24 protein-coding genes are annotated in these 26,602 nt (G+C 71.9%); 11 read left to right on the top strand and 13 right to left on the bottom strand.

What is annotated here, in order from left to right:
• Positions 1–41: 41 nt before the first annotated feature.
• The gene (locus CP973_RS10335; protein ID WP_150239541.1) at positions 42–1,454 is read right to left on the bottom strand and encodes an alpha-amylase; all 1,413 of its coding nucleotides are present in this window, start codon (positions 1,452–1,454) and stop codon (positions 42–44) included.
• A gap of 139 nt (positions 1,455–1,593) precedes the next feature.
• Positions 1,594–2,784, bottom strand: coding sequence for a cytochrome P450 (locus CP973_RS10330; RefSeq protein ID WP_150239539.1), 1,191 nt, complete (start codon positions 2,782–2,784; stop codon positions 1,594–1,596).
• 183 nt (positions 2,785–2,967) lie between these two features.
• Here CP973_RS10330 and CP973_RS10325 point away from each other — a divergent pair, with 183 nt between their 5' ends.
• Positions 2,968–3,642, top strand: a complete 675-nt coding sequence (locus CP973_RS10325; protein ID WP_208853161.1) for a helix-turn-helix domain-containing protein — start codon at positions 2,968–2,970, stop codon at positions 3,640–3,642.
• On the opposite strand, the gene CP973_RS10320 is transcribed toward CP973_RS10325, so the two are convergent.
• Positions 3,593–4,114, bottom strand: a complete 522-nt coding sequence (locus CP973_RS10320; RefSeq protein ID WP_150239534.1) for an ATP-binding protein — start codon at positions 4,112–4,114, stop codon at positions 3,593–3,595. The two genes, CP973_RS10325 and CP973_RS10320, sit on opposite strands and share 50 nt — an antisense overlap.
• A 143-nt stretch (positions 4,115–4,257) precedes the next feature.
• Between CP973_RS10320 and CP973_RS10315 the strand changes: the two genes are divergently transcribed.
• The 3 genes from CP973_RS10315 (at position 4,258) to CP973_RS10305 (ending at position 6,610) form a co-directional block, all read left to right on the top strand.
• Complete coding sequence (locus CP973_RS10315; RefSeq protein WP_150239532.1) at positions 4,258–5,214, top strand: helix-turn-helix domain-containing protein; 957 nt, start codon at positions 4,258–4,260, stop codon at positions 5,212–5,214.
• Between the two features lie 88 nt (positions 5,215–5,302).
• Positions 5,303–5,860, top strand: a complete 558-nt coding sequence (locus tag CP973_RS10310; protein ID WP_150239530.1) for an EF-hand domain-containing protein — start codon at positions 5,303–5,305, stop codon at positions 5,858–5,860.
• Positions 5,861–5,869: 9 nt separating this feature from the next.
• Positions 5,870–6,610 carry a class I SAM-dependent methyltransferase gene (locus tag CP973_RS10305; RefSeq protein ID WP_150239528.1) on the top strand — a complete coding sequence of 247 codons (741 nt, stop codon included), beginning with the start codon at positions 5,870–5,872 and terminating at the stop codon, positions 6,608–6,610.
• On the opposite strand, the gene CP973_RS10300 is transcribed toward CP973_RS10305, so the two are convergent.
• Entirely contained in the window at positions 6,576–7,241 is a 666-nt protein-coding gene (locus CP973_RS10300) for a maltokinase N-terminal cap-like domain-containing protein (protein WP_150239526.1), read from the bottom strand. The genes CP973_RS10305 and CP973_RS10300 overlap by 35 nt on opposite strands.
• An 814-nt stretch (positions 7,242–8,055) precedes the next feature.
• On the opposite strand from CP973_RS10300, the gene CP973_RS40770 reads away from it, so the two are divergent.
• Both CP973_RS40770 and CP973_RS40395 read left to right on the top strand, forming a co-directional pair.
• Positions 8,056–8,376 carry an ANTAR domain-containing protein gene (locus CP973_RS40770; RefSeq protein ID WP_244409365.1) on the top strand — a complete coding sequence of 107 codons (321 nt, stop codon included), beginning with the start codon at positions 8,056–8,058 and terminating at the stop codon, positions 8,374–8,376.
• A 64-nt stretch (positions 8,377–8,440) separates the two neighbouring features.
• Positions 8,441–9,142: an ANTAR domain-containing protein gene (locus CP973_RS40395; RefSeq protein WP_150239524.1), complete on the top strand. Its 702-nt coding sequence runs from the start codon at positions 8,441–8,443 to the stop codon at positions 9,140–9,142.
• Here CP973_RS40395 and CP973_RS10285 read toward each other — a convergent pair.
• From CP973_RS10285 to CP973_RS10265, 5 genes are read right to left on the bottom strand one after another with little or no spacing between them, the layout of a single operon-like run.
• Positions 9,105–10,241, bottom strand: coding sequence for a LacI family DNA-binding transcriptional regulator (locus tag CP973_RS10285; protein ID WP_150239522.1), 1,137 nt, complete (start codon positions 10,239–10,241; stop codon positions 9,105–9,107). The two genes, CP973_RS40395 and CP973_RS10285, sit on opposite strands and share 38 nt — an antisense overlap.
• Positions 10,238–11,860: a glycoside hydrolase family 13 protein gene (locus CP973_RS10280; protein ID WP_150239520.1), complete on the bottom strand. Its 1,623-nt coding sequence runs from the start codon at positions 11,858–11,860 to the stop codon at positions 10,238–10,240. Before CP973_RS10280 ends, CP973_RS10285 begins: the two co-directional genes overlap by 4 nt.
• A gap of 1 nt (position 11,861) precedes the next feature.
• Positions 11,862–12,701: a sugar ABC transporter permease gene (locus tag CP973_RS10275; protein WP_150239518.1), complete on the bottom strand. Its 840-nt coding sequence runs from the start codon at positions 12,699–12,701 to the stop codon at positions 11,862–11,864.
• Positions 12,701–13,669, bottom strand: a complete 969-nt coding sequence (locus CP973_RS10270; protein ID WP_150243399.1) for a carbohydrate ABC transporter permease — start codon at positions 13,667–13,669, stop codon at positions 12,701–12,703. Before CP973_RS10270 ends, CP973_RS10275 begins: the two co-directional genes overlap by 1 nt.
• 14 nt (positions 13,670–13,683) lie before the next feature.
• Positions 13,684–14,949: an extracellular solute-binding protein gene (locus CP973_RS10265; protein WP_150239516.1), complete on the bottom strand. Its 1,266-nt coding sequence runs from the start codon at positions 14,947–14,949 to the stop codon at positions 13,684–13,686.
• Positions 14,950–15,303: 354 nt separating this feature from the next.
• Between CP973_RS10265 and CP973_RS10260 the strand changes: the two genes are divergently transcribed.
• The 3 genes from CP973_RS10260 to CP973_RS10250 all read left to right on the top strand — a co-directional run bounded on the left by CP973_RS10260 (position 15,304) and on the right by CP973_RS10250 (position 19,009).
• The gene (locus tag CP973_RS10260; protein ID WP_150239515.1) at positions 15,304–16,911 is read left to right on the top strand and encodes a glycoside hydrolase family 13 protein; all 1,608 of its coding nucleotides are present in this window, start codon (positions 15,304–15,306) and stop codon (positions 16,909–16,911) included.
• A 95-nt stretch (positions 16,912–17,006) separates the two neighbouring features.
• Complete coding sequence (locus tag CP973_RS10255) at positions 17,007–18,077, top strand: LacI family DNA-binding transcriptional regulator (RefSeq protein ID WP_150239513.1); 1,071 nt, start codon at positions 17,007–17,009, stop codon at positions 18,075–18,077.
• A gap of 95 nt (positions 18,078–18,172) precedes the next feature.
• Positions 18,173–19,009, top strand: coding sequence for a phosphatase PAP2 family protein (locus tag CP973_RS10250; protein ID WP_150239511.1), 837 nt, complete (start codon positions 18,173–18,175; stop codon positions 19,007–19,009).
• A 37-nt stretch (positions 19,010–19,046) separates the two neighbouring features.
• On the opposite strand, the gene CP973_RS10245 is transcribed toward CP973_RS10250, so the two are convergent.
• The gene (locus tag CP973_RS10245; protein ID WP_150239509.1) at positions 19,047–22,082 is read right to left on the bottom strand and encodes a bifunctional [glutamine synthetase] adenylyltransferase/[glutamine synthetase]-adenylyl-L-tyrosine phosphorylase; all 3,036 of its coding nucleotides are present in this window, start codon (positions 22,080–22,082) and stop codon (positions 19,047–19,049) included.
• Positions 22,079–23,440, bottom strand: coding sequence for a glutamine synthetase family protein (locus tag CP973_RS10240; protein ID WP_003982840.1), 1,362 nt, complete (start codon positions 23,438–23,440; stop codon positions 22,079–22,081). Before CP973_RS10240 ends, CP973_RS10245 begins: the two co-directional genes overlap by 4 nt.
• A 300-nt stretch (positions 23,441–23,740) precedes the next feature.
• Between CP973_RS10240 and CP973_RS10235 the strand changes: the two genes are divergently transcribed.
• Positions 23,741–24,358, top strand: coding sequence for a mycothiol-dependent nitroreductase Rv2466c family protein (locus CP973_RS10235; RefSeq protein ID WP_167538310.1), 618 nt, complete (start codon positions 23,741–23,743; stop codon positions 24,356–24,358).
• A 12-nt stretch (positions 24,359–24,370) separates the two neighbouring features.
• On the opposite strand, the gene CP973_RS10230 is transcribed toward CP973_RS10235, so the two are convergent.
• Positions 24,371–25,276: an alpha/beta fold hydrolase gene (locus CP973_RS10230; protein ID WP_150239505.1), complete on the bottom strand. Its 906-nt coding sequence runs from the start codon at positions 25,274–25,276 to the stop codon at positions 24,371–24,373.
• Positions 25,273–25,977, bottom strand: a complete 705-nt coding sequence (locus CP973_RS10225) for a DUF998 domain-containing protein (protein WP_150239503.1) — start codon at positions 25,975–25,977, stop codon at positions 25,273–25,275. The genes CP973_RS10230 and CP973_RS10225 overlap by 4 nt, the downstream gene beginning before the upstream one ends.
• Positions 25,978–26,088: 111 nt before the next feature.
• On the opposite strand from CP973_RS10225, the gene CP973_RS10220 reads away from it, so the two are divergent.
• Positions 26,089–26,598: a hypothetical protein gene (locus tag CP973_RS10220; RefSeq protein ID WP_150239501.1), complete on the top strand. Its 510-nt coding sequence runs from the start codon at positions 26,089–26,091 to the stop codon at positions 26,596–26,598.
• The last annotated feature ends 4 nt before the right edge of the window (positions 26,599–26,602 follow it).

The following is a 26,602-nucleotide window of genomic DNA, read 5'->3' as shown; positions in this document are numbered from 1 at the left end:
GTTCGGGGCGGGCGGGGCGGGGCCGGACCGGTCGCACCGGATCAGCCGCAGCTGCGCGCGCCGACGTGCAGCGCCAGCGCGGTGTTCGGGGCGAGCGTGGCGGTGAAGCGGCCGTCGGCACCGACGGTCACCGGCTTGCGGCTCTGTACGTCGCAGTACGTTCCGGCGGGGAGGGAGGTCTGGAACGTACGGGTGAGTGGGCTGCCCTCGTGGTTGATGACGGCGTAGCCCTTGTCGCCCCGCCCGAAGGCGATCGCGTTGTTGCCGTTGTCCCACCAGTCGGTGACGGCCGCGCCGTGAGTGGCGTTGCGGAACCCGACCATGGAGCGGATCTCGGGCCAGTTGTGCTGGCACTTCCACCCGTCCTGCCAGCACGCACGCACAGCGCCCCCCTGGGGAGGCCCGGCGTCGTGATCGGTGAACTCGTACCCGGAATGCACATCCGGCGCCCCGTACGGCCACGCCAGCATGAAGACGTTGGCGAGGGTGTAGTTCGCGCCGTCCTTGTAGTTGAGCGTGGAGCCGTTGCGCTCGGTGTCCCAGTTGTCGACGAAGACCCCGGACTTCCCGGAAGGCATGTACGCCCAGCCCTCCCCGAAGTTCTTCAGATACGCCAGCTTCTCGTTCTGGAACACGCGCTTGAGGTCCCGCCCGTAGCGGAATTCCTGCACGTCCCCGTTCCCGAGGTATTCCGTCGGCGATACGGCCTCGCCTTCCCCGTGGATCGCCTCCTGCTTCCAGTACACGGACGGGTTCTTCAGCTGCCGTTTGATCGCGGCCAGGTCCTCCGCCGGCATGTGCTTGGCCGCGTCGACGCGGAAGCCGTCCACACCGAGCGACAGCAGGTCGTCGAGGTACGCGGCGATGCGCGAGCGGACGTACGGCTCGCCGGTGTCCAGGTCGGCCAGGTCGACCAGTTCGCAGTGCTGGACGTTCCACCGGTCGCGGTAGTTCGTGATCCGCTCGGTGCAGTCGTCCATGTCCTGGCGCTGGTAGATGCCCGGGTAGTCGTACTTCGTGTACGGGGATCCGCCCGTTCCCGTACCCGACCCGGCCGACATGTGGTTGATCACCGCGTCCGCGACGACCTTGACCCCGGCCGCGTGGCAGGCGTCCACCATGTTCTTGAAGGCGGCCCGGTCACCGAGCCGTCCGGCGATCCGGTAGCTGACCGGCTGGTACGAGGTCCACCACGGGCCGCCCTGGATGTGCTCGGTGGCCGGGGAGACCTCCACGTAGCCGTAACCGGCTGGTCCGAGCGTGTCCTTGCACTCCCTGGCCACCGAGTCGTAACGCCATTGGAAGAGTTCGGCGGTCACGTCCTTCGCACCGGGCGGCGCCGCGTGCGCGGGCCGCGGCGGCGGGGCGAGGACGGCCGCCGCCGCGCCGGCGAGGAGGGTGAGGGCGGCGGCCGTGGTTCTGCGGGCGGACGGGCGTCGGCGGGCGGGGGCCATGGTTCCTCCTGAGGGGGTGGGAGGTGTTCGGCCGTTGTTCTATCCGCCACGGTTGATTGTTGCAAGAGTTTGCGCAAGAGATTACAGCGCTGCTACGGCGGGCTCCCCCGGCGGGTTCCCCCGTACCGCCGCTGCGCGCTCACACGTCCCAGGCGACCGGAAGCCGCTTCACCCCGAAGATGTCCGCGGACTCCGGGCGCAGTTCCACCTCTTCGGCCGGTACGGCCAGACGCAGCGTGGGGAAACGGCGGAACAGCCCGGAGAACGCCACCCGCAGCTCCACACGGGCCAGTTGCTGCCCCAGGCACTGGTGGACGCCGTGGCCGAAGGCCAGGTGCCCGCGGTTCTGCCGCCGGATGTCGAGCACATCGGGGTCGGCGAAACGCCCGGGGTCGCGGTTGGCGGTGCTGAGCGATATGGCGACCGTCGTGCCGGCCTTGACGGTCTGGCCGCCCAGCTCGACGTCCTCCAGCGCCGTCCGCCAGAACTGCTTGGCAACACTGAGGTACCGCAGCAGCTCCTCCACGGCCCCTTCGACCAGCGCCGGATCGGCGCGCAGGGCGGCCAGTTGCTCCGGGTGCTGCAACAGCGCGAAGGTGCCCAGTGCCAGCACGTTCGTGGTGGTGTCGAGCCCGGCCGTCAGGAGGATCAGGCTGATGCCCTTCAGCTCCTCGTCGGTCAGGTCGGTGTCGGTGAGATCGCTGAGCACGTCGTCGGTGGGGTTCGCGCGCTTGGCGGCCACCAGGTCCGCGAGGTAGCCCTGGACCTCGGTGTAGGCCGCCATCAGGTCCTCGTCGCTCGTCTCGCCGTTCATGAACGAGTCGACCCGCCCCTGGAAGAAGTCCCGGTCCTCGTACGGCACGCCCAGCAGCTCGCAGATGACGATGGCGGGGATGGGCCGGGCGAACGCGGTCACCAGGTCCACCGGCGGGCCCGCCTTCTCCATGGCGTCCAGGCGCTCGGCGGTGACCTGCTCGACGCGCTCGGTGAGCAGCCGCATCCGCCGTACGGTGAACTTCCCCATCAGCGGCTTGCGGTAGCGCCGGTGCTGCGGGTCGTCCATGAGGACGAACTCGCCGGGCGGGGGCGGCGGGATCTCGAAGTCGACCACGTTCATCAGCTCCTTGCGCGAGCTGAACCGCGGGTCGGCGAGGACGGACCGCACCAGGTCGTATCCGGTGATCATCCAGCCCGGCTTCCCGCCCGGGTGGGTGTAGTGGCCGATCGGGCCCTGCCCGCGGGTATCGAGCAGTTCCTTCGGCGGGGCGAAGGGACAGCCGGCCCGGGGCCCGGTGGGCAGCGGCGGGACGGTGTGGACGGACTCGCTCATGACCATTCCTCATCTCGCGATAGTGCGCGTTTGGCGTATCGCGAAAGCTACGTTGCATTCACCCATGCGTCAATCACCAAAAGCCCACAATCCCAGCTCAGAGCCGCCTAATTGATGCAATGACACAGAGACTGAACGCAACGCCGCGTTGCAATGGCTGCCGCCGAAGGCAATACTGACGGCATGCCAGGAGGACGGTTGACCCAGCAGGAACGTCAGCGCATCGCGGACGGACTCGCCGACGGGCTCCCCTACGCGGAGATCGCCAGGCGGCTCGACCGGCCGACCTCGACCATCAGCCGGGAGGTCGGACGCAACGGCGGCCCCGCCGGCTACCGCTCCCAGCAGGCGCACCGGGCGACGGTCCAGCGCGCGCGGCGCAGCATGCCGGCACCGCCACGCGCGGCCGAGGCGTCGGGCGGCGCACTGGAGGAGGAGATCGTCGAACTGGCGGTCAGGTCCGGGATGCCGAGGATGACGGCGCGCGTCCATGTCGACCTGGCGCTGTCCGAGGAGGGCAGGCGCACCGCGGCCGAGCTGGCCCGCCGCCTGAAGGTCAGCCCGGCATCCGTCTCCGTGGCCGTGAACTTCCTCGTCCAGCACGGGTACGTCCGGCGCGAGCGCGACCCGCACCGGCGCCGCGACCTCTACGTGATCGACGACGACGCCTGGTACAACTCCGTCGCGACCAGCGCGCGTCAGACGCTCGCGACGATACGGGCCACGATGGCGGTGGCGGAGGCCGCCGGGCTGGACACCCCCGTGGGGCAACGGTCCGCCAAGGCGGCGACGTTCCTGGAGCGGGTCATCACGGACATGATGGAGTCGGCCGACCGCTGGCGCTTCCTCCTGGAGTGACTCCCGGAGCGAGGTCCAGCTCCGCACGTACGGTCTTGCCGACCGGCAGCCGGTCGAGGACCGTCCACCGGGTGGCGAGCGCGGCCACGACGAGCAGCCCGCGCCCGGCGTCCGCGTCGGGCGGCGCGGGGGCGAGGCCGCCGGGGGACGGTGGGCGCCGCTCGGTCCGCGTGTCGGTCACATCGATCCGCAGCGTCCCCGTACGGGCGAGCCCGCCGACGACCGCGAGCCGCAACTCGAAGTCCCGCCCCGGCACGCGGCCGTGCGTGACGGCGTTGGCAACCAACTCCCCGACGACGGCCCCGACATCATCGGAAAACGACGTCCCGTACGGAAACCCCCACGCGTCGAGCCGGTGCACGGCGAGATGACGGGCCAACCGCGCGCCCAGCCGCGTGCTGCTGAAGCGTTGGGTGAACACACGTACGGTGACGGGGGGCTTGGGTGGGCGGGTGATGAGTGAGGTTCGCATGGAACCACGGTTCCGCGTGTACGACTCCGGTGACCAGGCTTCCAGCCCGTACAGACGTAACTGTACGAGTACGCAGGGTGGACATCGTGAATCACCGACAGTGACCATGGCCGAGTTGCGCACGAACACTGGAGGTGGCCCGAATGGGCGGCAGTCGGGGCATGGGAATGCCGGTACCGTCGAACGGACTGAAATTCTTCGGTGCCGTGGTGAAGATCTTCCGGGAACGCGCCGGGCTGACCCAGGAAGGGTTTGCACCTCTGGTGCGATTCTCTCCGCAGACCATCGCCTCGATCGAGCAAGGCCGCCGGTTCCCGCCGGAGGGGTTCGTCGAACGGGCCGAGCGGACCTTGAACTCCTTCGGAGTGTTGAAAGCTGCGGCGAAGCATCTGTCCCGGAACCCGGCCCCGCCGAACTGGACCCAAATCTGGGCGGACATGGAGGCAAGCGCACTCAGCCAGTGCACATACGAATGCCGTGTGGTCCCGGTCCTCCTTCAAACCGAGGCATACATGCGCGCAATCATGAGGAACACGCCACCCTTGTCATCCGAAGACCAGGTGGAACGCTGGGTCACCGCCGGGCTGGCCCGCCAGGCGCTACTGCGTCGCGAGCCGACATGCACACTCAGCTTCATCGTCGAACAAGCCGTTTTGAGCAGGCAGATTGGGGGCCCCAGCGTCAACAGAAAGCTCATGGAGCACCTGCTCGAGTGCATCGAGCTGCCGAACGTAACCTTCCAGATCATGCCACTGTGGCAGCCGGACCATGCAGGTTATGACGGCCCGCTGCAAATCATGGAGACCCACGACAACGGCTGGCTCGGCTACGTCGAAGGCCAGCGATTCAGTGAACTGATCGCCGACCCCGGAGACGTCAGTACGCTGACCCAGCGCTATGCGAAGATGCGCTCGCAGGCGCTCTCGCCCGATGCATCCGTTGCGCTGCTGAAGCAAATGCGCGAGAAACTGGCCACACCGTGGAACACACCTGGCGCAGGCACAAGCACAGCGGTCTGGAAGGCGGCGGCCGTATGGAAGTCGCCTTCCACCCCCTCGCCCCGCCGGATGCCGTACGGGTCTTCCCCCTACGCAACCTGACGCGCACCGTCGTTGACCGCCACCCCCATTGGCAGTTGCATGGGACGCGGCCCTGCCCCAGGGCCACCGCGAGAGGACGGTGGGTTCCATGGCGGCGTACGACACCCTCGACCGGAAGTTCAGCATGCTCTTCGACTGGTTCGACCGGACCGAGGACGGCTGGCTGACCCGCGAGGACTTCGAGCAGATGGCCGGGATGTTCACGGCGCTGGTCCGGCCCGGGGACACCGGGAACCGGACCGCGATGCGTGACGCCTTCATGCGGTGGTGGGACGTGCTGCGCGACGCGGGTGGCGTGGACGGTGAAGGGCGGGTCGCGCGCCGGACGTTCATCGACCTGATGCGTTCGCAGGTGACCGAGCCGAAGACGTTCGAGCACGTCGTACTGGCCATCGTGGACGCGCTGATGAGCGCACTCGACACGGACGGCAGCGGGCAGCTCACCGCCGACGAGTACGTACGCATGTACGACGCGCTCGGCGTCGACCCGGCGACCTCGCAGCCCGCCTTCCGGCGGCTGGACCGGGACGGCAGCGGGGCCATCAGCCACGCGGAGTTCCGTACGGCGATCGAGGAGTTCTACCTGAGCCCGGACCCGGAGGCCCCGGGCAACTGGCTGCTCGGGTCGCCGCTCGCGGCGGGTTAGCGGCACGCGATGCGCAGCCAGTTCGACGCGCTGGCCCGGTTGTACGAGGACATGGCCGAGCTGCCGTGGCGGCGGGACCTGGAGTCGTACTCGGTGCGGGAACTGCTGGGCGGCCTCGGCGGCCGGTCCGTGCTGGACATCGGCTGCGGCACCGGTCAGTACTGCCGGATGCTCAGGCGGGCCGGTGCCGGGCGGGTGGTCGGGTACGACATCTCCGCGGGCATGATCGCGCACGCGGCGGAGCGGGAGGCCTGGGAACCGCTCGGCATCCGGTACACGACCGAGCCGCCCGCGGACGGCGCGTTCGACATCGCGCTCGGCGTGTACGTGCTGCCGTACGCGACGACCTACGCCGAACTGGTCGGACTGTGCGCGGTGGCCGCCCGGGCACTGGTCCCGGGCGGCCTGTTCGTGGCCCTGCCGGTCAATCCCGACTACGACGGCGATCCCGCCTATTACGAGCGGTACGGCATCCGGCTGCACGAGGACGAGCCCCGCGCGGACGCCTCACGGATCACCCTGGAGCTGTGCTTCGACGCGTACGAGGTCGATGTCGCGGCACGCTACTGGACCCGGGGCTCCCTGCGACGAGCCCTGGCCGACGCGGGGTTCACGGGCATCGACTGGCACCCCTTCCGGGTGTCCCCCGCCGCCCTCCGCTCGTACGGCACCGACTTCTGGTCCCCGTACCTGCGCTGCCCGCACGCCGCACTGATCACCTGCCGGGTTCCCCGCGCTCATGCGCCGTGACGAACACACCCCGTACCTTCTCCCCCGCCGTGTCCGTCCACGTGGCGCTGATGTGGCCGAGCGTCCCGCCGGCCGCCTCCTCCCCCGCCGTCAGCACCCGGTGGACCCGCAGGACCAGCGGGCGGGACGACTGGATGTGGATGTCGGTCGCAGCCTCGCCCTGCGTCACCGACTCGGGCCCCGTGGCCCCCTCGTGTCCGGTTTCCGCGAAGTGCGGGAGGACGGTGGGGTCGAGGGCGTCGGTCTCGCTCTGGGCCTGCGGGGCGGCCGTGCCGGTGAGGCAGGCGAAGAGCTGGGTCGCGAGGACCGGGTCGTGGGTGCCGTCGTAGACCCAGCGCTTGCCCAGTACGCCGTGTTCGAGCGTGCCGACCAGCGCGTGGCCGGCGCCGCCCAGGGGCGCGCCCCGGTAGGTGAACGGGACGTGGTAGGTGACCGGTTCGGGTCCGGCCGTGTCGGTGGCCACCATGAACTCCATGCCGACCGCCCCCTCCGGGTCGTCGAGCCGGAAGCCGCCCGCCTTGGTCAGCTCCGGCGCGCGGCCGTCGCCCGCGTACCAGGGCTGGTTGAGGAGCCAGGGGGCGAGCAGTTCCAGTTTGGTGGGCGAGAGGGTGGTGTGGTGGATGATGGCCATGGTTCGTCCGGCACCTTTCCCGTGGTGGCTGCGGCGGCGCGGCTGAAGGCCGCCGCGGAGGGTCATCCTGTCATTTGCGTTGATCCCTGCGAAGCCTCACCGCGCACACGCCGAGGCGGACACATACGGACGCGAACACCGAACGGCATCGGTTTCGAAGCCCGGAGAACGGGTAGCTGCCCGACCGCACCGTGAGGCCGTCCGGGCTGCGTGGAACCGGCCGACGCGGCGGTCTCGGGCGGGCGAGCCAAGAAGGGGAGGCGAGCAGCGAAGTTCTCGTCAGCGGGCGCGACATGGCCTGAGTGAGGGGCCGACGACCTCCCGCCGCCGGACGCAGCCCTGACCCCGCCGCCGTCATGGGACGGGTGCCGGCCGATTGGCAGGCGCCGTATGACCACCACCACCGACCGCGAAGTACTGATCGCGCACGGCGTGCTCAGCCTCGCGCGCCGCCGCGCGGGCTTCGACCCGCTGGAGCTGCTGCACGACCTGACCGCCCAGGCGGTCGCCCTGCTGCCCGTACGCAGCGCCGGTATCACCGTCCTGGAGCCGGACGGCACCAGCGTCGTGTACGTCACCGCGTCCGACGAACTGTGCCTGGCCCTGGAGGAGGAACAGAGCGAGCTGAACGAGGGCCCCTGCCTCGACAGTGCCCGCTCCCGCCGCCCGCTGCCGGTGCTCTCGCTGACCGAGCCGCCGGGCAGCATCCGGTGGCCGCGCTTCGCCCCCCGTGCCCGCCGGGCCGGGATCAGAGCGGTGGCCGCGGTGAACCTGCGCCTGCCGCAGCTGTCCCTGGGGCGCCCTGAACCTGCTCATGGCCGGACCGCCCTACCTCGGCGACCGGGACCTGCGGCTGGCGCAGACACTCGCCGACGCCGCCGGTGCGGCCCTCGCCTTCCGGCAGCAACTGGCCGACAAGGACCAGGTGCTCGACCAGTTGCAGACGGCGCTGGACAGCCGCCTGGTCATCGAACAGGCCAAGGGGGTGCTCTCCGCCCGCCTGGGCATCGGCATGGACGAGGCGTTCCAGCGGCTGCGCGCCCATGCCCGCTCCCGGCAGCAGAAACTCACCGACCTGTCGGCCCGGATCACCCGGGGCGACGTACCCGCCGACCTGCTCGCCCCCGCTCGATGAGCCGGGGCCCGTCAACGCCGGTTGTTTCTCTGCCCCCCTGCTCGGCCCAGGGGGGGGACGTGTGATGATCCGCGGTGAGTTCACCGATCTCCTGGACAGTCTGCGCCGGGCCGCCGACACCGGCGGCGACCTGACCGACGCGCCGGCGGCCGAGGCCGCCCGGCTCCTGCGCCTCGACGCCCTGACCCTCGCCCTGCGCTCCCGGCGCGGCATGCTGGAACTGCTGTGGGCCGATCCCGCCGATCCGCTCGGCCCGGAACTGGAGGACCTGCAGTACACCCTCGGCGAAGGCCCCACCCTGGAGGCCGCCAGGTCCGGGCGCACCGTCATCGAGACCGACCTGGGCGCCGCCCCCAACGGCCGCTGGCCGCTGTTCGCTCCCGCCGCGTCCCGTACACCGGCCCGTGCCGTCATCGCCGAGCCGCTCCTGCTGGGCGCCGCCACCGCCGGTGTCCTGACCGGCTACCGCATCGCCCCCGGCCCCTTCCCCGCCCCCCAGTGCCAGGACCTCAGCCGGTTCGCCCGCGTGGCACTGGAACTGCTGCTGCACACCCCGGCCCACGCCCTGGCCACCGGGTCGGACGGTCCGGCCCTGCACCGCGCCGCCGTACATCAGGCCGCCGGCATGCTCACCGCCCAGCTCGACGTGAGCATCGACGAAGCCCTGGTACGGCTGCGCGCCCACGCCTGGCGCCACGACCTGCCCCTGCTGCACGTCGCCCGCACCGTCATCTCCGGGCGCCTGCGTCTTCCGCCGGACCACTGACCCGGCCCGCCGGGGAATCGGCGGCCCCGACCGCAGCGGCCGGGGCCGTCGAGCCCCGTACCACCAGCTCCGGCTGGAAGACGAACTCCGTGTGGCGGTCCGGCGGCCGGTCGCCGTCCGCACGCGCGCGGACCTCCTCGATCAGCGCGTCCACGGCGGCCGTGGCCATCGCCCGCACCGGCTGGCGGACGGTGGTCAGCGGCGGGTCGGTGAACGCGATGAGCTGGGAGTCGTCGAAGCCGATGACCGAGACCCCGCCCGGTACGTCGAGGCCGCGCTGCCGGGCCGCGCGGACGACGCCGAGGGCCATCAGGTCGCTGCCGCAGACGATCGCCGTACAGCCGGCGTCCAGCAGGGAGGCAGCCGCCGCGTGACCGCCCTCGACGCCGAAGAGGGTGTGGCGGATGAGGCGTTCGGCGTGTTCGCGTCGCAGGCCGAGCGTGTCGGTGAGCGCCGCCACGAAGCCTTCGGCCTTGCGGCGCGACGGTACGTAGCGGGCCGGGCCGACGGCCAGGCCGATGTTCCGGTGGCCGAGTTCGGCGAGGTGGCGTACGGCCATGCGGGCCGCCGCCCGGTCGTCCGGGGAGACGAAGGGGGCGGCGATGCCCTCGTGGTGGCCGTTGATGAGGACGTACGGCACTCCGCGGTCGGTGAGGCGGGTGTAACGGGCGGGGTCGGTGGTGCTGTCGGAGTGCAGGCCGGAGAGGAAGATGATGCCGGTGACGCCGCGGGCCTCCAGTTGCTCGACCAGTTCGTCCTCCGTCGCGCCGCCGGGGAGCTGGGTGCACAGGACGGGGGTGTAGCCGTGGCCCGCCAAGGCCTGTTCGATGAGCTGGGCGAAGGCCGGGAAGATCGGGTTGGTCAGCTCCGGGACGATCAGGCCGACCAGCCCCGCGCTGGTGCGGCGCAGGCGCACGGGGCGCTCGCCGCCGAGCAGGTCCAGGGCCGCCAGGACCCGCTGCCGGGTACCCCGGGCCACGCCCGCCTTCCCGTTGAGCACCCGGCTGACCGTCGCCTCGCTGACCTGCGCCTGCGCGGCGATGTGCGCCAGCCGGGGGCCGTTGCCCCCGGCCGACGGCACGTCGGGGAGGTCCGTCACGCTTCCCACCACACGGCGGTGTCCGCCGGGACCATCAGCTCGTCGTCCGCGGTGAGCAGGCCGGACGAGGCCAGCAGCAGGCGCCAGGACGGCTCGGCCGGGGCGCGTACCGGTTCGGCGGTCGTGTTCACGACGCAGACGAAGCCGCCGGGGCGGCGGAAGGCCAGCACGCCTTCGGGCGCGTCCAGCCACTGGACCGCGTCGCCCGCGCCCAGGCCGGGGTGCTCGCGGCGGAGCTTGAGCGCCGTACGGTACAGCTCCAGCACGGAGGCCGGGTCGCCGGTCTGGGCGGCGACGCTCAGCCGTGCCCACTCCGGCGGCTGCGGCAGCCAGCTGCCGCCCGTACCGAAGCCGTACGGGGCGGTGTCGCCGGACCACGGGATCGGCACCCGGCAGCCGTCGCGCAGGCCGTCCTGGCCGTTGGCGCGGAAGAAGGACGGGTCCTGGCGGACCTCGTCGGGCAGGTCGGTGACCTCGGGCAGGCCCAGTTCCTCGCCCTGGTAGACGTAGGCGGAGCCGGGGAGCGCGAGCATGAGCAGGGCCGCGGCGCGGGCCCGGCGCTCGCCGCCGCCGAGGCGGGTGCGGTGCCGTACGACGTCGTGGTTGGACAGGACCCAGGTGGAGGGGGCGCCGACCGGGCGCATCGCGTCGAGGGAGGCGTCGATGACGGCGCGCAGTTCGGCGGCGTCCCAGCCGGTTCCGAGGTAGTGGAAGTTGAACGCCTGGTGCAGCTCGTCCGGGCGCAGGTAGAGGGCGGTGCGGTCGGCGCTGGGGGTCCAGGCCTCCGCGACGCCGATGCGCTCGCCCGCGTACTCGTCGAGGACCTTGCGCCAGGAGCGGTAGATCTCGTGGACGCCGTCCTGGTCGAAGAAGGGCAGCACCTGGTTGCCGAGCAGTTTGAGCTGGTCGGTACGGCCCATGTCGGGCAGTCCCGGGGCCTTGACCAGGCCGTGGGCCACGTCGATGCGGAAGCCGTCCACGCCGAGGTCGAGCCAGAAGCGCAGGATGGAGCGGAACTCGTCCTGGACGGCCGGGCTGTCCCAGTTGAAGTCGGGCTGTTCGGGGGCGAAGAGGTGGAGGTACCACTCGCCGTCCGCGACGCGGGTCCAGGCGGGGCCGCCGAAGACGGACTCCCAGTCGTTCGGCGGGAGTTCGCCGTTCTCGCCGCGTCCCTTGCGGAAGTGGAAGCGCTCGCGCAGCGTCGAGCCGGGGCCCTCGTCCAGCGCCTGCCGGAACCAGGCGTGCTGGTCGGAGCAGTGGTTGGGGACCACGTCCACGATGATGCGCAGCCCCAAGGCGTGCGCGTCGCGGATGACGGCCTCGGCGTCGGCGAGGGTGCCGAAGGCCGGGTCGATGACGCGGTAGTCGGCCACGTCGTAACCGGCGTCGGCCTGCGGGGAGGAGTAGAAGGGGCTGAGCCAGACGGCGTCGACACCCAGGTCCCTGAGGTAGGGCAGGCGGGCGCGGATGCCGGGCAGGTCGCCCATGCCGTCGCCGTTGCCGTCGGCGAAGCTGCGCGGATAGACCTGGTAGATCACCGCGTCGCGCCACCACTGGGTGGCGTCGGAGGAGGGCGCGGGGGCGGTCGCTCCGGTGGCGTCGTTGTGCTCGGTGGTCATGTCATCCCTTGGTGGTGCCGGCGGTCAGTCCGGCGACGAGGTGGCGCTGGGCGAAGGCGAAGACCAGGGCCGCGGGCACCGCGATGATCACGGCGGCGGCGGTCATCGAACCCCAGTCGTTGAGGTACTGGTTGACGAAGGTCTGCAGGCCGCCGGCGAGGGTCAGGTTCTCCTCGCCGGTCATGAAGGCGGAGGCGTACGCGACCTCGGCCCAGGCCGTCACGAAGGTGTAGAAGCCGGTGACGGCCAGGCCGGGGCGGGCGAGCGGCAGGACCAGGCGCCAGAAGGTGCCGAAGGGGTTGAGGCCGTCCACGCGTCCGGCTTCGTCGATCTCCACCGGGATGGTGTCGAAGAACCCTTTCATCATCCAGGCGCAGAACGGTACGGCGATGGTCAGGTACGTGATGACCAGGCCGGCCGGCTGGTTGAGCAGGCCCAGGCTCGCCATCAGGTTGTACAGCGGCACGATCAGCACGGCGACCGGGAACATCTGCGTGATCAGCAGCAGCCACATCAGCGGGCGCATGCCGGGGAAGCGGAAGCGGCTGACGGCGTAGCCGGTGGTGGCGGCGACGAAGACGCCGAGGACGGTGGTGACACCGACGACCAGCACCGAGTTGCCGAACCAGGTCAGGAACTGGGTGTCGGCGACCACGTGCCGGTAGTTGGCGAACGTGAAGTTGCTGACCAGACCGGTGGTGAAGGCGTCGTTCTTCGGCTTGAAGGAGGTGACCAGCAGCCACAGCGGCGGGAAGACCGCGATGACGGCGGCCACCAGAAGGGTCGCGTGCAGGCCGACGGAGGCCAGCGGACCGCGCTTGTGACGCGAAGGCTTCGCCATCACCACACCTCTCCCTGCTTGCGGAGCGAACGGCGGTAGACCACCGCGATCATGGACAGCAGGAGCAGGATCAGCACGCCCCAGGCCGCCGAGCCGGCGAAGTCGCGCGGACTGTCGACGAAGGAGAGCCGGTAGGCGTACGTCACCAGGATCTCCGTGGCGTCGCCGGGCCCGCCCCGGGTGAGCAGGTAGATCACCGGGAACATGTTGAACGTCCAGATGGTGGAGAGCAGGATCACCGTGCTGCTCACCCCGCGCAGGCCGGGCAGCGTGATGTTGCGGAACCGCTGCCAGGCGTTGGCGCCGTCCATCTCCGCGGCCTCGTACAGCTCGCCCGGGATCGACTGGAGACCGCCGAGCAGCGCGACGAGCATGAACGGCACGCCCAGCCAGACGTTGACGGTGATGACCGACAGCTTGGCCCAGGTCGGGTCGTTCAGCCACGGCACCGCGTCGATGCCGCCGCCCGCCAGCAGCTTGTTCAGCAGGCCGTTCTTCTCGTTGTAGAGCAGCCGCCAGGTGAAGACGGAGACGAAGGCCGGGATGGCCCAGGGCAGGATCAGCGCCAGCCGGTAGAAGGTGCGGCCGCGCAGCTTGCGGTTGAGCAGGTTGGCCAGGGTCAGGCCGATGGCGAAGGTGAGGCCGACGCAGGCCACCGTCCACACCACGGTCCAGCCGAGCCGGCCCCAGAAGACGCCGTCGCCGAGGATCGCGGTGTAGTTGTCCAGGCCGGTGAACTTGTAGGTGGCCGGGATGTGGTTCATGCCGATGTTGCGCTCGACATTGGCCTCGTTGGCGTCGGTCAGCGACAGGTACAGGCCGCGGACCAGCGGGTAGCCGATGATGACGCCGATGACGAGCACCACCGGGGCGACCATGGTCCAGGCGTACCAGTGGGTGGCCAGGGCTTTGCGCACCCGGCCCGGCGCACCGGCGGAGGCGGCTTGCTTGCGCCGGGCGCGGGACATCCGTACCGCTTCCGTCACTTGTAGTCCTTGAGGAGCTTGCGGTAGCTGTCACCGACGGCCTTGGCGGCCTGCTCGGGGGTGGCGGCGCCGGTGAGGACCTTGTTCATCTGGACCTTGATCGGCTCGAAGAGGGAGTTGCCCTGGGCGATCCACGGGCGCTGGACGGCCTTGTCGACGGCGGGCTTGAAGAAGCCGACCATCTCGTTGCCCTTGACGGACGGGATCTCGTACACCGACTTGCGGGTGGGCAGCAGGCTCAGCTTCTCGGTGGTCTGCTGCTGCACCTTCGCCGAGCTCATGTACTTCACGAAGGCGTAGGAGGCCTGGAGGTTCTTCGAGCCGGCGTAGACGGAGAGGTTCCAGCCGCCCTGCGGGGAACCCTGGGAGGCGCTGCCGCCGGGCACGGGCGCGACGCCGAGGTTCTTCCTGTCCTTGAACTCCTTGCCCGCCCGGACGCCCTCGATGTCCCACGGGCCGCTGATCGCCATCGCGACGTTGCCGTCCTTGAGGGCCTTGAGCTGGTTCTCCTGGCCGTCGGTGGCGTCGGTGACGGCGGCCTTGGAGTCGACCAGGTCCTTGATGGTCCTGAAGGCCTTCACCCCGGCGTCATCGTCGATCGTGACGACCTTGTCGCGGGCGTCGACCATGTCGCCGCCCTCGCCGTACAGGTACGGCATGAACCAGTACGGGTCGTCGCCGCGCAGGTAGAGCGCGGTGGCGCCGGTCTTGTCCTTGATCTGCTTGGCGGCGGCCGTCAGTTCGGCGAAGGTCTTGGGGACCTCGACGCCGGCCTCCTTGAGCAGCCGCTTGTTGTAGAAGAGGCCGAGGGTGTCGATGACCTGCGGGACCGCGTAGGTCTTGTCCTTGAACTTCGTGCTGCCGAACGCCTGCGGGAGGTAGTCGTCCGGGTTGTCCAGGGCCGGGGTGTCGTCCAGCGGCGCGAGGTAGCCGAGGTTGGCGAAGTCGGCGACCCAGGCGACCTCGGTGCGCATCACGTCGGGGGCGCCGGCCCCACCGCCCGCGGCGTTCTTGAACTTGGCGTTGGCGTCGCCGAACGGGACGCTGACGTACTTGACGTCGACCTTGGGGTGCTCCTTCTCGAAGGCCTCGGCCAGCTTCCTGTACGTCGCCTTCTCGGCGTCGTTGGAGGTGTCCCAGAAGGTCACGGTGCCCGACAGCTCACCCCCGCTCTGCTGGTCGCCTCCGCCGCCGCCTCCGCACGCCGTCGCCGCCATTGCCAGCCCCGCGACCAACGCGGTGGTCACCATGCCACGCCGCATGTGAACTCCTTAAAGGGAACGCCCGAGATGGCGCCGGAACGCCTCGCTCGGCCGTTCGGAACGCCTGTGATGGCGGACAGGAACGTAACAGCGCGGAAATGAATTCGAAAGACCTTGCGGCAACTTTCTGCAAAGTCGCTGGAACGGTTTGCCTGAAGCGGCGCCCGCGCGCACCGCGCCCGGCGCCCCCCGGCAAGCCGCCCACCTGGGCCTTGTGCTGCTCACCGCCCGTCACCCCGCCGTGCCCCGCGCGTTGATCCCGTAAACGACCGTCCGTCGATCGATGCCTGGATCCTGCAAGACGATGCATGGACGCTCTGCCCCGAAACGCCCCACTCTCGACAGGGATGCCAGATGACCCAGGAGCTGACCTCGCCCGGCCGCGCCCACGCGGGCCACCCGCCCGGCGGCCGAACGGGCTGGTGGCGCGACGCCGTCATCTACCAGGTGTACGTACGGTCCTTCGCGGACTGCGACGGCGACGGGATCGGCGACCTGCGCGGCGCCCGGCAGCGCCTGCCGTACCTGCGGGACCTGGGCGTGGACGCCGTCTGGCTCACCCCGTTCTACGCCTCGCCGCAGGCCGACGGCGGGTACGACGTCGCCGACCACCGCTCCGTCGACCCGCTGTTCGGCAGCCTCCAGGACGCCGACGACCTCGTACGGGCCGCGCACACGCTGGGCCTGCGGGTGATCGTCGACATCGTGCCCAACCACACCTCCGACCAGCACCCCTGGTTCCAGGACCCGGAACTGGCCCGGCAGCGCTACATCTTCCGGCCCGGCAAGGGCGCGGACGGCGAGCTGCCGCCCAACGACTGGGAGTCGGTCTTCGGCGGGCCCGCCTGGACCCGCACCGAACGCGGCGACTGGTACCTGCACCTGTTCGCCCCGGAACAACCCGACCTGAACTGGGAGAACCCGGACGTGCACGCCGAGTTCGAGGCCATCCTGCGCTTCTGGCTCGACCTCGGGGTGGACGGCTTCCGCATCGACGTGGCGCACGGCATGATCAAGGCGCCGGGGCTGCCGGACATCGGCCACAAGGAGCAGGCCAAGCTCATCGGCAGCCAGGTGCTGCCCTTCTTCGACCAGGACGGCGTCCACGAGATCCACCGCGCCTGGCGCCGGCTGCTGGACTCCTACCCCGGCGAGCGCATCGGCGTCGCCGAGGCCTGGGCGCCGTCCCCCGAGCGGCTGGCCCTGTACGTGCGCCCCGACGAGCTGCACCAGGCGTTCAACTTCCAGTTCCTGACCGCCGACTGGTCCGCCGCCTCGCTCCGCGCGGTCATCGACGCCTCGCTCGCGGCGACCACCTCGGTCGGCGCCACCACCTCCTGGGTGCTGTCCAACCACGACGTGGTGCGGCACACCACCCGGCTCGGCGGCCTGCGGCGGGCCCGCGCCGCCACGCTCATGATGCTCGCGCTGCCCGGCTCGGCCTACCTCTACCAGGGCGAGGAGCTGGGGCTGCCCGAGGTCACGGACCTGCCCGACGAGGTGCGCCAGGACCCCGCGTTCTTCCGCGGCGACGGGCAGGACGGGCACCGCGACGGCTGCCGGGTGCCGCTGCCGTGGTGCGGCGAGACGGCCGCGTACGGCTTCGGGCCGGGCGGCAGCTGGCTGCCCCAGCCGCGCGCCTGGAAGGACCTGTCCGTACGGGCCCAGACCGGCGACCCGGCCTCCACCCTGGAGCTGTACCGCGCGGCGCTCGCCCTGCGCCGCGCCCACACCAGCCTCGGCGACGGGAGCCTGGCCTGGGCGGACGCGCCCGAGGGGGTGCTGGCCTTCACCCGTACCGGCCGCTCGGGCCACACCGACCTGCTGTGCACCCTCAACACCCTGGACCGCGCCGTCGAACTCCCCCGCCCCGGGCGGCTGTTGCTCTCCTCCACGACACTCGCGGCCGAGGGGGACACCGCCCTGCTGCCGGGTGACTCCTGCACCTGGTGGGGCCTCTGAGGGACGGCCTCGGCGGGCGGGCCCGCGGCGCCGCCCGCCCGCCGGAAGCGTGGGCGACGTGGGCAATCCGGGAGGCGACCGGTACAGTCCCATCCATGACCGCCCGGCTGGCCGACATCGCAGCGCAGGCGGGTGTCAGCGAGGCCACCGTCAGCCGGGTGCTCAACGGAAAGCCCGGCGTCTCCGCGACCACCCGCCAGTCCGTGCTGGCCGCGCTCGACGTGCTCGGGTACGAGCGCCCGGTACGGCTGCGGCAGCGCAGCGCCGGGCTGGTCGGCCTGATAACGCCGGAGCTGGACAATCCGATCTTCCCGGCCTTCGCGCAGGTCATCGGCCAGGCGCTGACCCGCCAGGGCTACACCCCGGTGCTGGCCACCCAGACGCCGGGCGGCTCCACCGAGGACGAGCTGACCGAGATGCTGGTGGACCGCGGCGTCGCCGGGATCATCTTCGTCTCCGGGCTGCACGCCGACACCTCCGCCGACATGCAGCGCTACGAGCAGCTGCGCGGCCAGGGCGTGCCCTTCGTCCTGATCAACGGCTTCTCCGACAAGGTGCAGGCGCCGTTCATCTCGCCCGACGACCGGGCCGCGATCCGCCTCGCCGTCACCCATCTGGCCGCACTGGGCCACGAGCGGATCGGGCTGGCGCTCGGCCCGAAGCGCTTCGTGCCCGTGCAGCGCAAGATCGAAGGCTTCCTGCACAGCATGGGCGAGCAGCTGGGCCTGGACCGGGCCGCCGCCCAGGAGCTGGTCCAGCACTCCCTGTACACCCTGGAGGGCGGGCAGGCCGCGGCCGCCGCGCTGCTCGCCCGCGGCTGCACGGCCGTGGTGTGCGCCAGCGACATGATGGCGCTGGGCGCGATCCGGGCCGCCCGGCAGCAGGGCCTGGACGTGCCCCGGGACGTCTCCGTCGTCGGCTACGACGACTCCCCCCTGATCGCCTTCACGGACCCGCCGCTGACCACGATCCGGCAGCCGGTCACCGCGATGGGCCAGGCGGCCGTGCGCGCGCTGCTGGAGGAGGTCGGCGGCACCCCGGCGCCGCACAGCGAGTTCGTCTTCCACCCGGAGCTGGTGGTGCGCGGTTCCACCGCTTCCGTTCCGAGGGCCGCCCGGATTCCCGGTCCGGCCGTCTCCTCTGATACGGATGGAAGCCGAGCGTAAGGGTTCCCCCTCCCCCTGAAGTGCTACGCGGGGCCTTCCGGGACCCGACCGGAGGGTGATCGGCCGCGGACCCCTTTCTGGCAGACTGTCTGCCTATGGGTGAAGCGCATGTGAAGACTCTTGACGGCCGTACGGCCGTACCGCCGCCCGCCGAGGACACCGCGCCGAGCGTGTCCTCCGGTGGCCGGCTGGCCCGTCTGCGCTCCCCCCGTACCCCGCGGCTCTGGTTCGAGATCCTGCTGATCGCGGTCAGCTACTGGGTCTACTCCATGATCCGCAACGCCGTGCCCGAGCAGAAGGCCCAGGCGCTGAAGAACGCGGACTGGATCTGGCGGGCCGAGCACACCCTCGGCATCGCGGTCGAGAAGACCATCAACCACGCCGTCGACTCGGTGACCTGGCTCATCGTGTCGATGAACTACTACTACGCCACGCTGCACTTCATACTGACCATCGGCGTGCTGGTCTGGCTCTACCGCTGGCACCCCGGCCGGTACGCCGCCGCCCGCCTGGCGCTCTTCGCGACCACCGGCGTGGCCCTGCTCGGCTACTACCTCTACCCGCTGGCCCCGCCCCGCCTGATGAACGGCGGCGGCTTCATCGACACCGTCATCGTCCACCACACCTGGGGCTCGATGGCCTCCGGCAACCTGGCCTCGATGTCCAACCAGTACGCGGCGATGCCCTCGATGCACATCGGCTGGTCGCTGTGGTGCGGCGTGATGATCGCGCTGATCGCCAGGCCCGTGTGGGCCAAGGTGCTGGGCCTGCTCTACCCGGCCACCACCCTCGTGGTGATCGTCTCCACCGCCAACCACTTCTGGCTGGACGCGGTGGGCGGCATCCTGTGCCTGGCCTTCGGCATCGGCCTGGCCTTCGCCTGGTACGCGGCGCTGCCGCACCGGCTGCCGCGCCGGGTCGCCGCGGTCTGAGGCCGCCGCTGCGGCCGCCGCGCCTGCGGCGCCCGCGTCAGGACGCCCCGTAGAAGATCGTCTCGACCACCGCACGGGCCCGGCGCGTGGTGCGCCGGTAGTCGTCCAGCATCTCCCCGACGTGCCCCTCCTCGTAGCCGAGGTAGCGGCCGACCGCCGCCAGCTCCCGCGCGTCCGACGGGAACGTGTCGCCGGGGCGGCCCCGCACCAGCATCACCGCGTTGCGCACCCGTGACGCGAGCACCCACGCCTCGTCGAGGATCTGCGCGTCCTCCGTGGCGAGCAGCCCGGCGTCGCGGGCCGCGGCCAGCGCCGTACGCGTGCGGGTCGTGCGCAGGCCCGGCTCCGACCAGGCGTGCTGCATCTGGAGCAGCTGCACGGTCCACTCCACGTCGCTCAGGCCGCCGCGGCCGAGCTTGGTGTGGGTGGTCGGGTCGGCGCCGCGCGGCAGCCGTTCGGTCTCCATCCGGGCCTTGAGCCGGCGGATCTCGCGTACGGCGTCCTCGCCCAGGCCCTCCACCGGATAGCGCAGCGGGTCGACCAGCTCGATGAACCGCTCCCCCAGCTCGGCGTCGCCCGCGACCGGCTCGGCGCGCAGCAGGGCCTGCGCCTCCCAGACGAGCGACCAGCGCCGGTAGTAGGCGGCGTAGGAGGAGAGCGTGCGCACCAGCGGCCCGGTCTTGCCCTCCGGGCGCAGGTCGGCGTCGATCGGCAGCGGCGGGTCGGAGGACGGCAGCTGGAGGAGGCGGCGCATCTCGTTGGCGACGGCGTGCGCGGCCTTGGCGGCCTCCTGCTCGTCGGCGCCCTCGCGCGGCTCGTGCACGAACAGCACGTCGGCGTCGGAGCCGTACCCCAGCTCGTGGCCGCCGAAGCGGCCCATGCCGATGACGGTGAAGCGGGTGGGCAGGGTGTCGCCCCACTGGTCGCGTACGGCGGCGCGCAGCGCGCCCGCGATGGTGGCGGCGGTCAGGTCGGAGACGGCGCCGCCGACCACGTCGGCGGCGTGGCCGCGATCCTGCTCGGCGGGGTGGCCGTCGGTGCCGTACGCGCCGATCAGGTCGGCGGCGGCGGTACGGAACAGCTCCCGGCGCCGCACCCCGCGGGCCGCCGTGACGGCCTGCTCGGCGTTCTCCGCGCGGCCGACCGCGGCCAGCACCTCCTGTTCCAGCGCGGCCCGGCCGCGCGGCCGGAGCCCGTCCTTGGCGCCGAGCAGCGCGACCGCCTCGGGGGCGCGCAGCAGCAGGTCGGGGGCCAGGCGGCCGGCCGACAGGACGCGGGCCAGGTTCTCGGCCGCGGCGCCCTCGTCGCGCAGCAGGCGCAGGTACCAGGGCGTCTTGCCGAGCGCGTCGGAGACCTTGCGGAAGTTGAGCAGTCCGGCGTCCGGGTCGGCGGAGTCGGCGAACCAGGCCAGCAGGACGGGCAGCAGGGTGCGCTGGATGGCGGCCTTGCGGGTGACGCCGGAGGCCAGCGCTTCGAGGTGGCGCAGCGCGGCGACCGGGTCGGCGTAGCCGAGCGCTTCGAGGCGCTGGCCGGCGGCCTTGGCGGAGAGCCGGGTGCCGCCCGCCTCCAGGTGCGCCACGGCGTCCAGCAGCGGCCGGTAGAACAGCTTCTCGTGCAGCCGCCGCACCTCGCGGGCGTGCCACTTCCACTCCTTGCGCAGCGTCTCCACCGGCTCGGTGCGCATGCCCATCGAGCGGGCCAGGCGCCGCAGGTCGGGCTCCTCCTCGGGCATCAGGTGGGTGCGGCGCATCTTGTGGAGCTGGATGCGGTGTTCGAGCGTGCGCAGGAAGCAGTACGCGGCGTCCAGCGCCTTGGCGTCCTCGCGGCCCACATAGCCGCCGGCGGCCAGCGCCGAGAGGGCGTCGAGGGTGGTCGGGCTGTGCAGCGTGGCGTCGCTGCGGCCGTGCACCAACTGGAGCAGCTGGACGGCGAATTCGACGTCGCGCAGGCCGCCGGGGCCGAGCTTGAGTTCGCGGTCGACCTGGGCGGCGGGGATGTTCTCCACCACGCGGCGGCGCATCTGCCGTACGTCGGTCACGAAGTTCTCGCGCTCGGAGACCTGCCAGACCAGCGGGGTGACCGCGGCCACGTACTCCTTGCCCAGCTCCATGTCGCCGGCCATCGGGCGGGCCTTCAGCAGGGCCTGGAACTCCCAGGTCTTGGCCCAGCGTTCGTAGTAGGCGAGGTGGCTGTTGAGGGTGCGCACGAGCGGTCCGTTGCGGCCCTCGGGGCGCAGGTTGGCGTCCACCGGCCAGATCGTGCCCTCGGCGGTGACGTCCGAGCACACCCGCATCATCCGGCCGGCCAGCCGGGTCGCGGCCTGGAGGGCCTTGGGCTCCTCGGTGCCGTCGCGCGCCTCGGCGACGAAGATGACGTCCACGTCCGAGACGTAGTTCAGCTCCCGCCCGCCGCACTTGCCCATCGCGATGACCGCGAGGCGGCAGGCGGCGGCGTCGGTGGGCTGCTCCTCGGCGGCGATCTCCAGCGCGGCGCGTACCGTCGCGGTGGCCAGGTCGGCCAGTTCGGCGGCGGTCTCGGCCAGATCGGTGGTGCCGCACACGTCGCGGGCCGCGATGCCCAGCAGGCAGCGGCGGTACGCGGCGCGCAGCGCGTCCGGGCGCGGCCGCTCCCGGCCCGGCTCGCCCCAGACGCCCTCGGCGAGCGCCGCCTCGAACTCGGGCGTGGCCGGGTGCAGGTCGGCCGCCTCGTAGGTGACCAGCGAGTGCCAGTCCCGCGGATGGCGTACGAGGTGGTCGCCGAGCGCCTCGGACGCGCCGAGCACCCCCAGCAGCCGGTCGCGCAGCGGCTTCGCGGTGATCAGCGTGGACAGCAGCGTCTGCCGCTCGTCCGCGTCCTGCGCCTCGGCCAGCCGCACCAGCGCGGTCAGTGCCAGGTCCGGGTCGGCGGTGGCGCCCAGCGCCTCCAGGAGCACCGAGTCGTCCCGTACGGCGGCCAGTTCGGGCGCCTCCAGGAGCCGCCCGGCCGCCGACGGGTCGGTGAAGCCGTACCGCAGCAGCCGGGAGAACGCGCTGCTGCGCCGCCCCTGGTGCTGCGGAGCGGGGTGCGCGGTCACAGGACCGGCAGCATCTTGCGCAGCTCGAACGCGGTCACCTCGGAGCGGTATTCCTCCCATTCCTGCTTCTTGTTGCGCAGGAAGAAGTCGAAGACGTGCTCGCCGAGGGTCTCCGCGACCAGTTCGCTGCGCTCCATCAGGTCGATGGCCTCACCGAGGTTCTGCGGCAGCGGCTCGATGCCCAGGGCGCGGCGCTCGGAGTCGGACAGCGCCCACACGTCGTCGTCGGCGCCGGCCGGGAGCTCGTAGCCCTCCTCGATGCCCTTGAGGCCGGCGGCGAGCAGCACCGCGTAGGTCAGGTAGGGGTTGGCGCCGGAGTCGATGGAGCGCACCTCGACCCGGGTCGAGCCCATCTTTCCGGGCTTGTACATGGGGACGCGGATGAGCGCGGAGCGGTTGTTGTGGCCCCAGCAGATGTACGAGGGGGCCTCGCCGCCGGCGCCCGCGGTGCGGTTGGCGCCGCCCCAGATGCGCTTGTAGGAGTTGACCCACTGGTTGGTGACGGCGGAGATCTCGCCCGCGTGCCGCAGCAGGCCGGCGATGAAGGAGCGGCCCACCTTGGAGAGCTGGTACTCGGCGCCGGACTCGTGGAAGGCGTTGCGGTCGCCCTCGAAGAGCGAGAGGTGGGTGTGCATGCCCGAGCCCGGGTATTCGGAGAACGGCTTGGGCATGAAGGTGGCCTGCACGCCCTGCTCCAGCGCGACCTGCTTCATCACCAGGCGGAAGGTCATGATGTTGTCGGCCGTGGACAGCGCGTCCGCGTAGCGCAGGTCGATCTCCTGCTGGCCGGGGGCGCCCTCGTGGTGGCTGAACTCCACGGAGATGCCCATGGATTCGAGCATGGTGATCGCCTGGCGGCGGAAGTCCATGCCGACGTTCTGCGGGGTGTGGTCGAAGTAGCCGGAGGAGTCCGCGGGGCTGGGCCGGGTGCCGTCCACCGGCTTGTCCTTGAGCAGGAAGAACTCGATCTCGGGGTGGGTGTAGAAGGTGAAGCCGAGGTCGGAGGTCTTGGCGAGGATGCGCTTGAGGACGTAGCGCGGGTCGGCGTAGGACGGGGAGCCGTCCGGCATCAGGATGTCGCAGAACATCCGGGCGGTGCCGGGGGCCTCGGCGCGCCACGGCAGGATCTGGAAGGTGCCCGGGTCCGGCTTGGCGATCATGTCGGACTCGTATACCCGCGCGAAGCCCTCGATCGCGGAGCCGTCGAAGCCGATGCCCTCGTCGAACGCCTGCTCAAGCTCGGCGGGCGCCACCGCGACGGACTTCAGGAACCCCAGCACATCCGTGAACCACAGTCGTACGAAGCGGATGTCGCGCTCCTCCAGCGTACGGAGCACAAACTCCTGCTGCTTGTCCATGGCTCACCAATCCTCGCAGGTCAATCGGCCTGTCCACCCCCGCCGGTCAACGAGGTGTGGCACACCAGTATCACGTGAGGGGGTTACCGTCACATTACGCACCCTCGGCCGGGAACAGAACCGCCGGGCCGCACGGCGGCACCGGCACGTTTGCCCGGGAGCGGCGGGCGGTACCCCGGGAGAGGGCGGCCCGGATCATCCCGTTTTGTTCCGCGGGCGTCCGGGACCGTACCGCCGCGCCGGACCAGCCCTGATCCGCGCGCCTTTCGCCGAGTGCCCGCCGACGGCCGAGGAGAACCCGTGAGCAAGCACTTCGACGTCACGGCCGTGACGTTCTACTTCGACTCCGCGTGCCCCTGGACGTGGCGCACCGCGCGCTGGCTGGTGGACGCCACCGGGCGCCGGGGCGTCCCGCTGTCCTACCGCGCCTTCGACCTGACCGACGGCGCGCCCCTGGAGAAGCTGCCCGACGAGCGCCGCCCGGCCGCCGCCGGGAGCCGCTGCCTGCTGCGGCTGGCCGAGGCCGCGCACGCGGACGGCCGGGACACCCTGACCGGGACGGTGTACGCCGCGTACGGCGCCGCGGTGTTCGACGGCGGCGCGGACCCGTCGCCGGAGCTGGCCGAACGGTGCCTGGCGGAAGCGGGCGCCGCGACGTACGCCGACGTGCTGCACGACGCCGCGCTGGACCGGCAGGTGGCCCGGGCCCGCGAGCAGGCGCAGGAGTTCTCCGGCGAGGACGCGGGCTCGCCCGTCACGGTCATCACCACGCGCCGCGGCGAACGCGGCTTCTTCGGGCCCGTGGTGGCGCCCACGCCCACCGGCGCGGAGGCCGACCGGCTGTGGGACGCGCTCGTCGGCGCGGCGTCCGTACCGCACTTCTTCGAGTTGCGGGCGCGGCGCACCGCCAAGCCGTGACCGCTCCCGGGTTCAGCGCCCGCGCGGCGGCCCTTCCAGGTCCGGGTCGGCGGTGAGGGACAGCACGGCGGTGGCCACCGCGTCCGGCGCGTCGGCCATGATCAGGTGGCCGGCCGGGGCGGCCACCGCGAAGGTGCCGCCGAGCTGGGTGGCCAGCGCCCGCTGGCGCTCCAGCCAGCGCAGTTCGCGCGGCGTCTCGCTGCCGTCGTACGCCGCCAGGACCGTCACCGGCACGCCCCGCAGCGGATGGTCCGGGCGCAGCGCGGCGACCTCGGCGGCCTGGTAGGCGTACGTCGCGTTCTCCAGGGCGCAGGCGCGCAGCACCCGGCTGGTGCGGTAGGCACCGGCCTCGTGGGGGCCGCGCGGGTGGTTGCGCACGGTCGAGGCGCGGACGGTCAGACGGCGCGCGGTGGGTCCGAGGGCGCGCGGCAGCCCGGCGGCCGACAGGACGGACGCGAGGCCGCCGGCCCAGGCCGTACGGACCGTACGCGGCAGCCGCGGGCGCGGATCCTCCTCCACGCTGCCGTCGACGAGCACGAGACCGGCGGCGCGCCCCGGGTGGAGCCGGGCGAACGCCTCGGCGTGGAAGGCGGCCAGGCTGTGGGCGACGACGGTGCACGGCCCGGGCAGGCCGAGCGCGTCCAGCACGTGCGCGATCCGGGCGGCCTCGCCCGCCGCGGTGGGCGGGCCCGCGCCGGGCGCGCTCATCCCGAGGCCGGGCCGGTCGAAGCGGACCACCGTACGGTGCGGCGCGAGCCGGGCCGCGACCGGGTCCCAGTCGAACCAGCTCATGCCCAGCCCGCCGCTGAGCACGCACACCGGCCCCTCGCCCTCGCGCAGGACGTGCAGCACCGTGCCGTCCACGCGCAGCATGCGGCCGGGGGCCGTGCCCGCGCGCTTGTCACCGTCCCCGCTCATGCCGTTCCCCCTTCTCTCCCCGTAGTGGTGCCCGCTCGCCCGACGCACCACGCGAGCAGGCCCACGTACAGGGCGACGAGCAGCACCTGGAGGCGCTGGCCGACGCCGAGCGCCCAGGTGCCGTGCCCCTCGGTGAAGGCGGCGATGGAGGAGAGGGTCCAGACGGTGGCGGCCAGTTCGGCGGCGGTCAGCCACGGCGCGATCCGGCCGAGCGGCGGCCACCAGCCGTACCGGCGGGCGGCGACGGTCAGCAGGACGAGACCGGCCAGCGCGCCCACCATGGCCAGCGAGCTGCTGATCGCGTGCGCGGTGTGGGTGGCGGGCACCAGGCCCGCGGTCTCGCGGGCCGCGCACTCCGGGTCACTGGTCGGCGCGCAGCTCAGCGGCAGCCGGGAGTCGACCGCGGTGGCGGCGCCGAACAGGGCGAGCGCGGCCCAGCCCGCCGTCGCCCAGGGGCGGCGCGGGAGCGTGCGGAGGGCGGCGGCCGCGCCGGCCAGGACGAGCAGTCCGGCGAGCAGGTCCGTGGCGCGGAACAGGCCGCCGAGCGGCTGGTCGGCGGCGGCCAGTTCGCTGACGTACGTCCGTACCGGATCGAGGCCGGTGGACAGCACCACCTCCAGCACCCAGGCGGTGTACGCCACCGCTCCGAGCAGGAGGAGTACGGGGGCGGCGCGGCGGCTCTTGCTCGGCTGCTCGGACATCGAGGTCAAGGATAAGCAAAGTGGCGGGCCGGGGGCGGGCCGGGTGGCTCTGGGGCGGCATACCCCGTAGGGGTAGGCTGCGGGGCAGTGATTCCGGGAGGCCGTGCAGAGATGCCGTACGCGACGCGTGGACGCGGACAGGGGAAGGCCGCCGCGTGGTGCGGCCGCCTGCTGCTGTTCGCCGCGCTGATCGTCGGCATCGTCGGGATGCACACACTGGGACATCCGGTGGGCGGGCACGGGTCGGGGGCGACGGCGGCGGCGCACCAGGAACACGCGCAGCCGATGCCGGACCCCCACCGCCGGCACGCAGCCCCGGAACACACAGCCCGGGAACATACAGCCCGGCAACACGCGGACCAGGAACACGCAGCCCGACAACACACGGTCCGCGCCTCCTCCCTCGCCGACGACCACCACGCCATGAACCCCGGCGCGGTCTGTCTGGCCGTGCTCACCCTGTGGGTGCTCGTCCTGGTCCGTGCGGGACGGCTGCTGGGGCGGCGCGCCGCCGACCTGCTCGCCGCCGTACGGGCCCGGCTGCTGCGCGGTCTGCGGCCCATACCGCCACCGGTCCCCCGGCACAAACACCTCGCCCGGCTCTCGGTCCTGCGCGTGTAGACGC

The organism is Streptomyces albofaciens JCM 4342 (assembly GCF_008634025.1).
Classification (GTDB): Bacteria; Actinomycetota; Actinomycetes; order Streptomycetales; family Streptomycetaceae; genus Streptomyces; species Streptomyces albofaciens.
Note: the sequence above shows the minus strand (reverse complement) of the source record. Positions and strands in the feature narration are given on the sequence as shown.

What these genes read in the sequence shown, in the direction of transcription:
- CP973_RS10335 (WP_150239541.1), bottom strand. Translation starts at nt 1,454, where the DNA reads ATGGCCCCCGCCCGCCGACGCCCGTCCGCCCGCAGAACCACGGCCGCC.
- CP973_RS10265 (WP_150239516.1), bottom strand. Translation starts at nt 14,949, where the DNA reads ATGCGGCGTGGCATGGTGACCACCGCGTTGGTCGCGGGGCTGGCAATG.
- CP973_RS10310 (WP_150239530.1), top strand. Translation starts at nt 5,303, where the DNA reads ATGGCGGCGTACGACACCCTCGACCGGAAGTTCAGCATGCTCTTCGAC.
- CP973_RS10320 (WP_150239534.1), bottom strand. Translation starts at nt 4,114, where the DNA reads ATGCGAACCTCACTCATCACCCGCCCACCCAAGCCCCCCGTCACCGTA.
- CP973_RS10255 (WP_150239513.1), top strand. Translation starts at nt 17,007, where the DNA reads ATGACCGCCCGGCTGGCCGACATCGCAGCGCAGGCGGGTGTCAGCGAG.
- CP973_RS10325 (WP_208853161.1), top strand. Translation starts at nt 2,968, where the DNA reads ATGCCAGGAGGACGGTTGACCCAGCAGGAACGTCAGCGCATCGCGGAC.
- CP973_RS10270 (WP_150243399.1), bottom strand. Translation starts at nt 13,669, where the DNA reads ATGTCCCGCGCCCGGCGCAAGCAAGCCGCCTCCGCCGGTGCGCCGGGC.
- CP973_RS10305 (WP_150239528.1), top strand. Translation starts at nt 5,870, where the DNA reads ATGCGCAGCCAGTTCGACGCGCTGGCCCGGTTGTACGAGGACATGGCC.
- CP973_RS10330 (WP_150239539.1), bottom strand. Translation starts at nt 2,784, where the DNA reads ATGAGCGAGTCCGTCCACACCGTCCCGCCGCTGCCCACCGGGCCCCGG.
- CP973_RS10315 (WP_150239532.1), top strand. Translation starts at nt 4,258, where the DNA reads ATGGGCGGCAGTCGGGGCATGGGAATGCCGGTACCGTCGAACGGACTG.
- CP973_RS10230 (WP_150239505.1), bottom strand. Translation starts at nt 25,276, where the DNA reads ATGAGCGGGGACGGTGACAAGCGCGCGGGCACGGCCCCCGGCCGCATG.
- CP973_RS40770 (WP_244409365.1), top strand. Translation starts at nt 8,056, where the DNA reads ATGGCCGGACCGCCCTACCTCGGCGACCGGGACCTGCGGCTGGCGCAG.
- CP973_RS10300 (WP_150239526.1), bottom strand. Translation starts at nt 7,241, where the DNA reads ATGGCCATCATCCACCACACCACCCTCTCGCCCACCAAACTGGAACTG.
- CP973_RS10280 (WP_150239520.1), bottom strand. Translation starts at nt 11,860, where the DNA reads ATGACCACCGAGCACAACGACGCCACCGGAGCGACCGCCCCCGCGCCC.
- CP973_RS40395 (WP_150239524.1), top strand. Translation starts at nt 8,441, where the DNA reads ATGATCCGCGGTGAGTTCACCGATCTCCTGGACAGTCTGCGCCGGGCC.
- CP973_RS10225 (WP_150239503.1), bottom strand. Translation starts at nt 25,977, where the DNA reads ATGTCCGAGCAGCCGAGCAAGAGCCGCCGCGCCGCCCCCGTACTCCTC.
- CP973_RS10275 (WP_150239518.1), bottom strand. Translation starts at nt 12,701, where the DNA reads ATGGCGAAGCCTTCGCGTCACAAGCGCGGTCCGCTGGCCTCCGTCGGC.
- CP973_RS10220 (WP_150239501.1), top strand. Translation starts at nt 26,089, where the DNA reads ATGCCGTACGCGACGCGTGGACGCGGACAGGGGAAGGCCGCCGCGTGG.
- CP973_RS10260 (WP_150239515.1), top strand. Translation starts at nt 15,304, where the DNA reads ATGACCCAGGAGCTGACCTCGCCCGGCCGCGCCCACGCGGGCCACCCG.
- CP973_RS10250 (WP_150239511.1), top strand. Translation starts at nt 18,173, where the DNA reads ATGGGTGAAGCGCATGTGAAGACTCTTGACGGCCGTACGGCCGTACCG.
- CP973_RS10240 (WP_003982840.1), bottom strand. Translation starts at nt 23,440, where the DNA reads ATGGACAAGCAGCAGGAGTTTGTGCTCCGTACGCTGGAGGAGCGCGAC.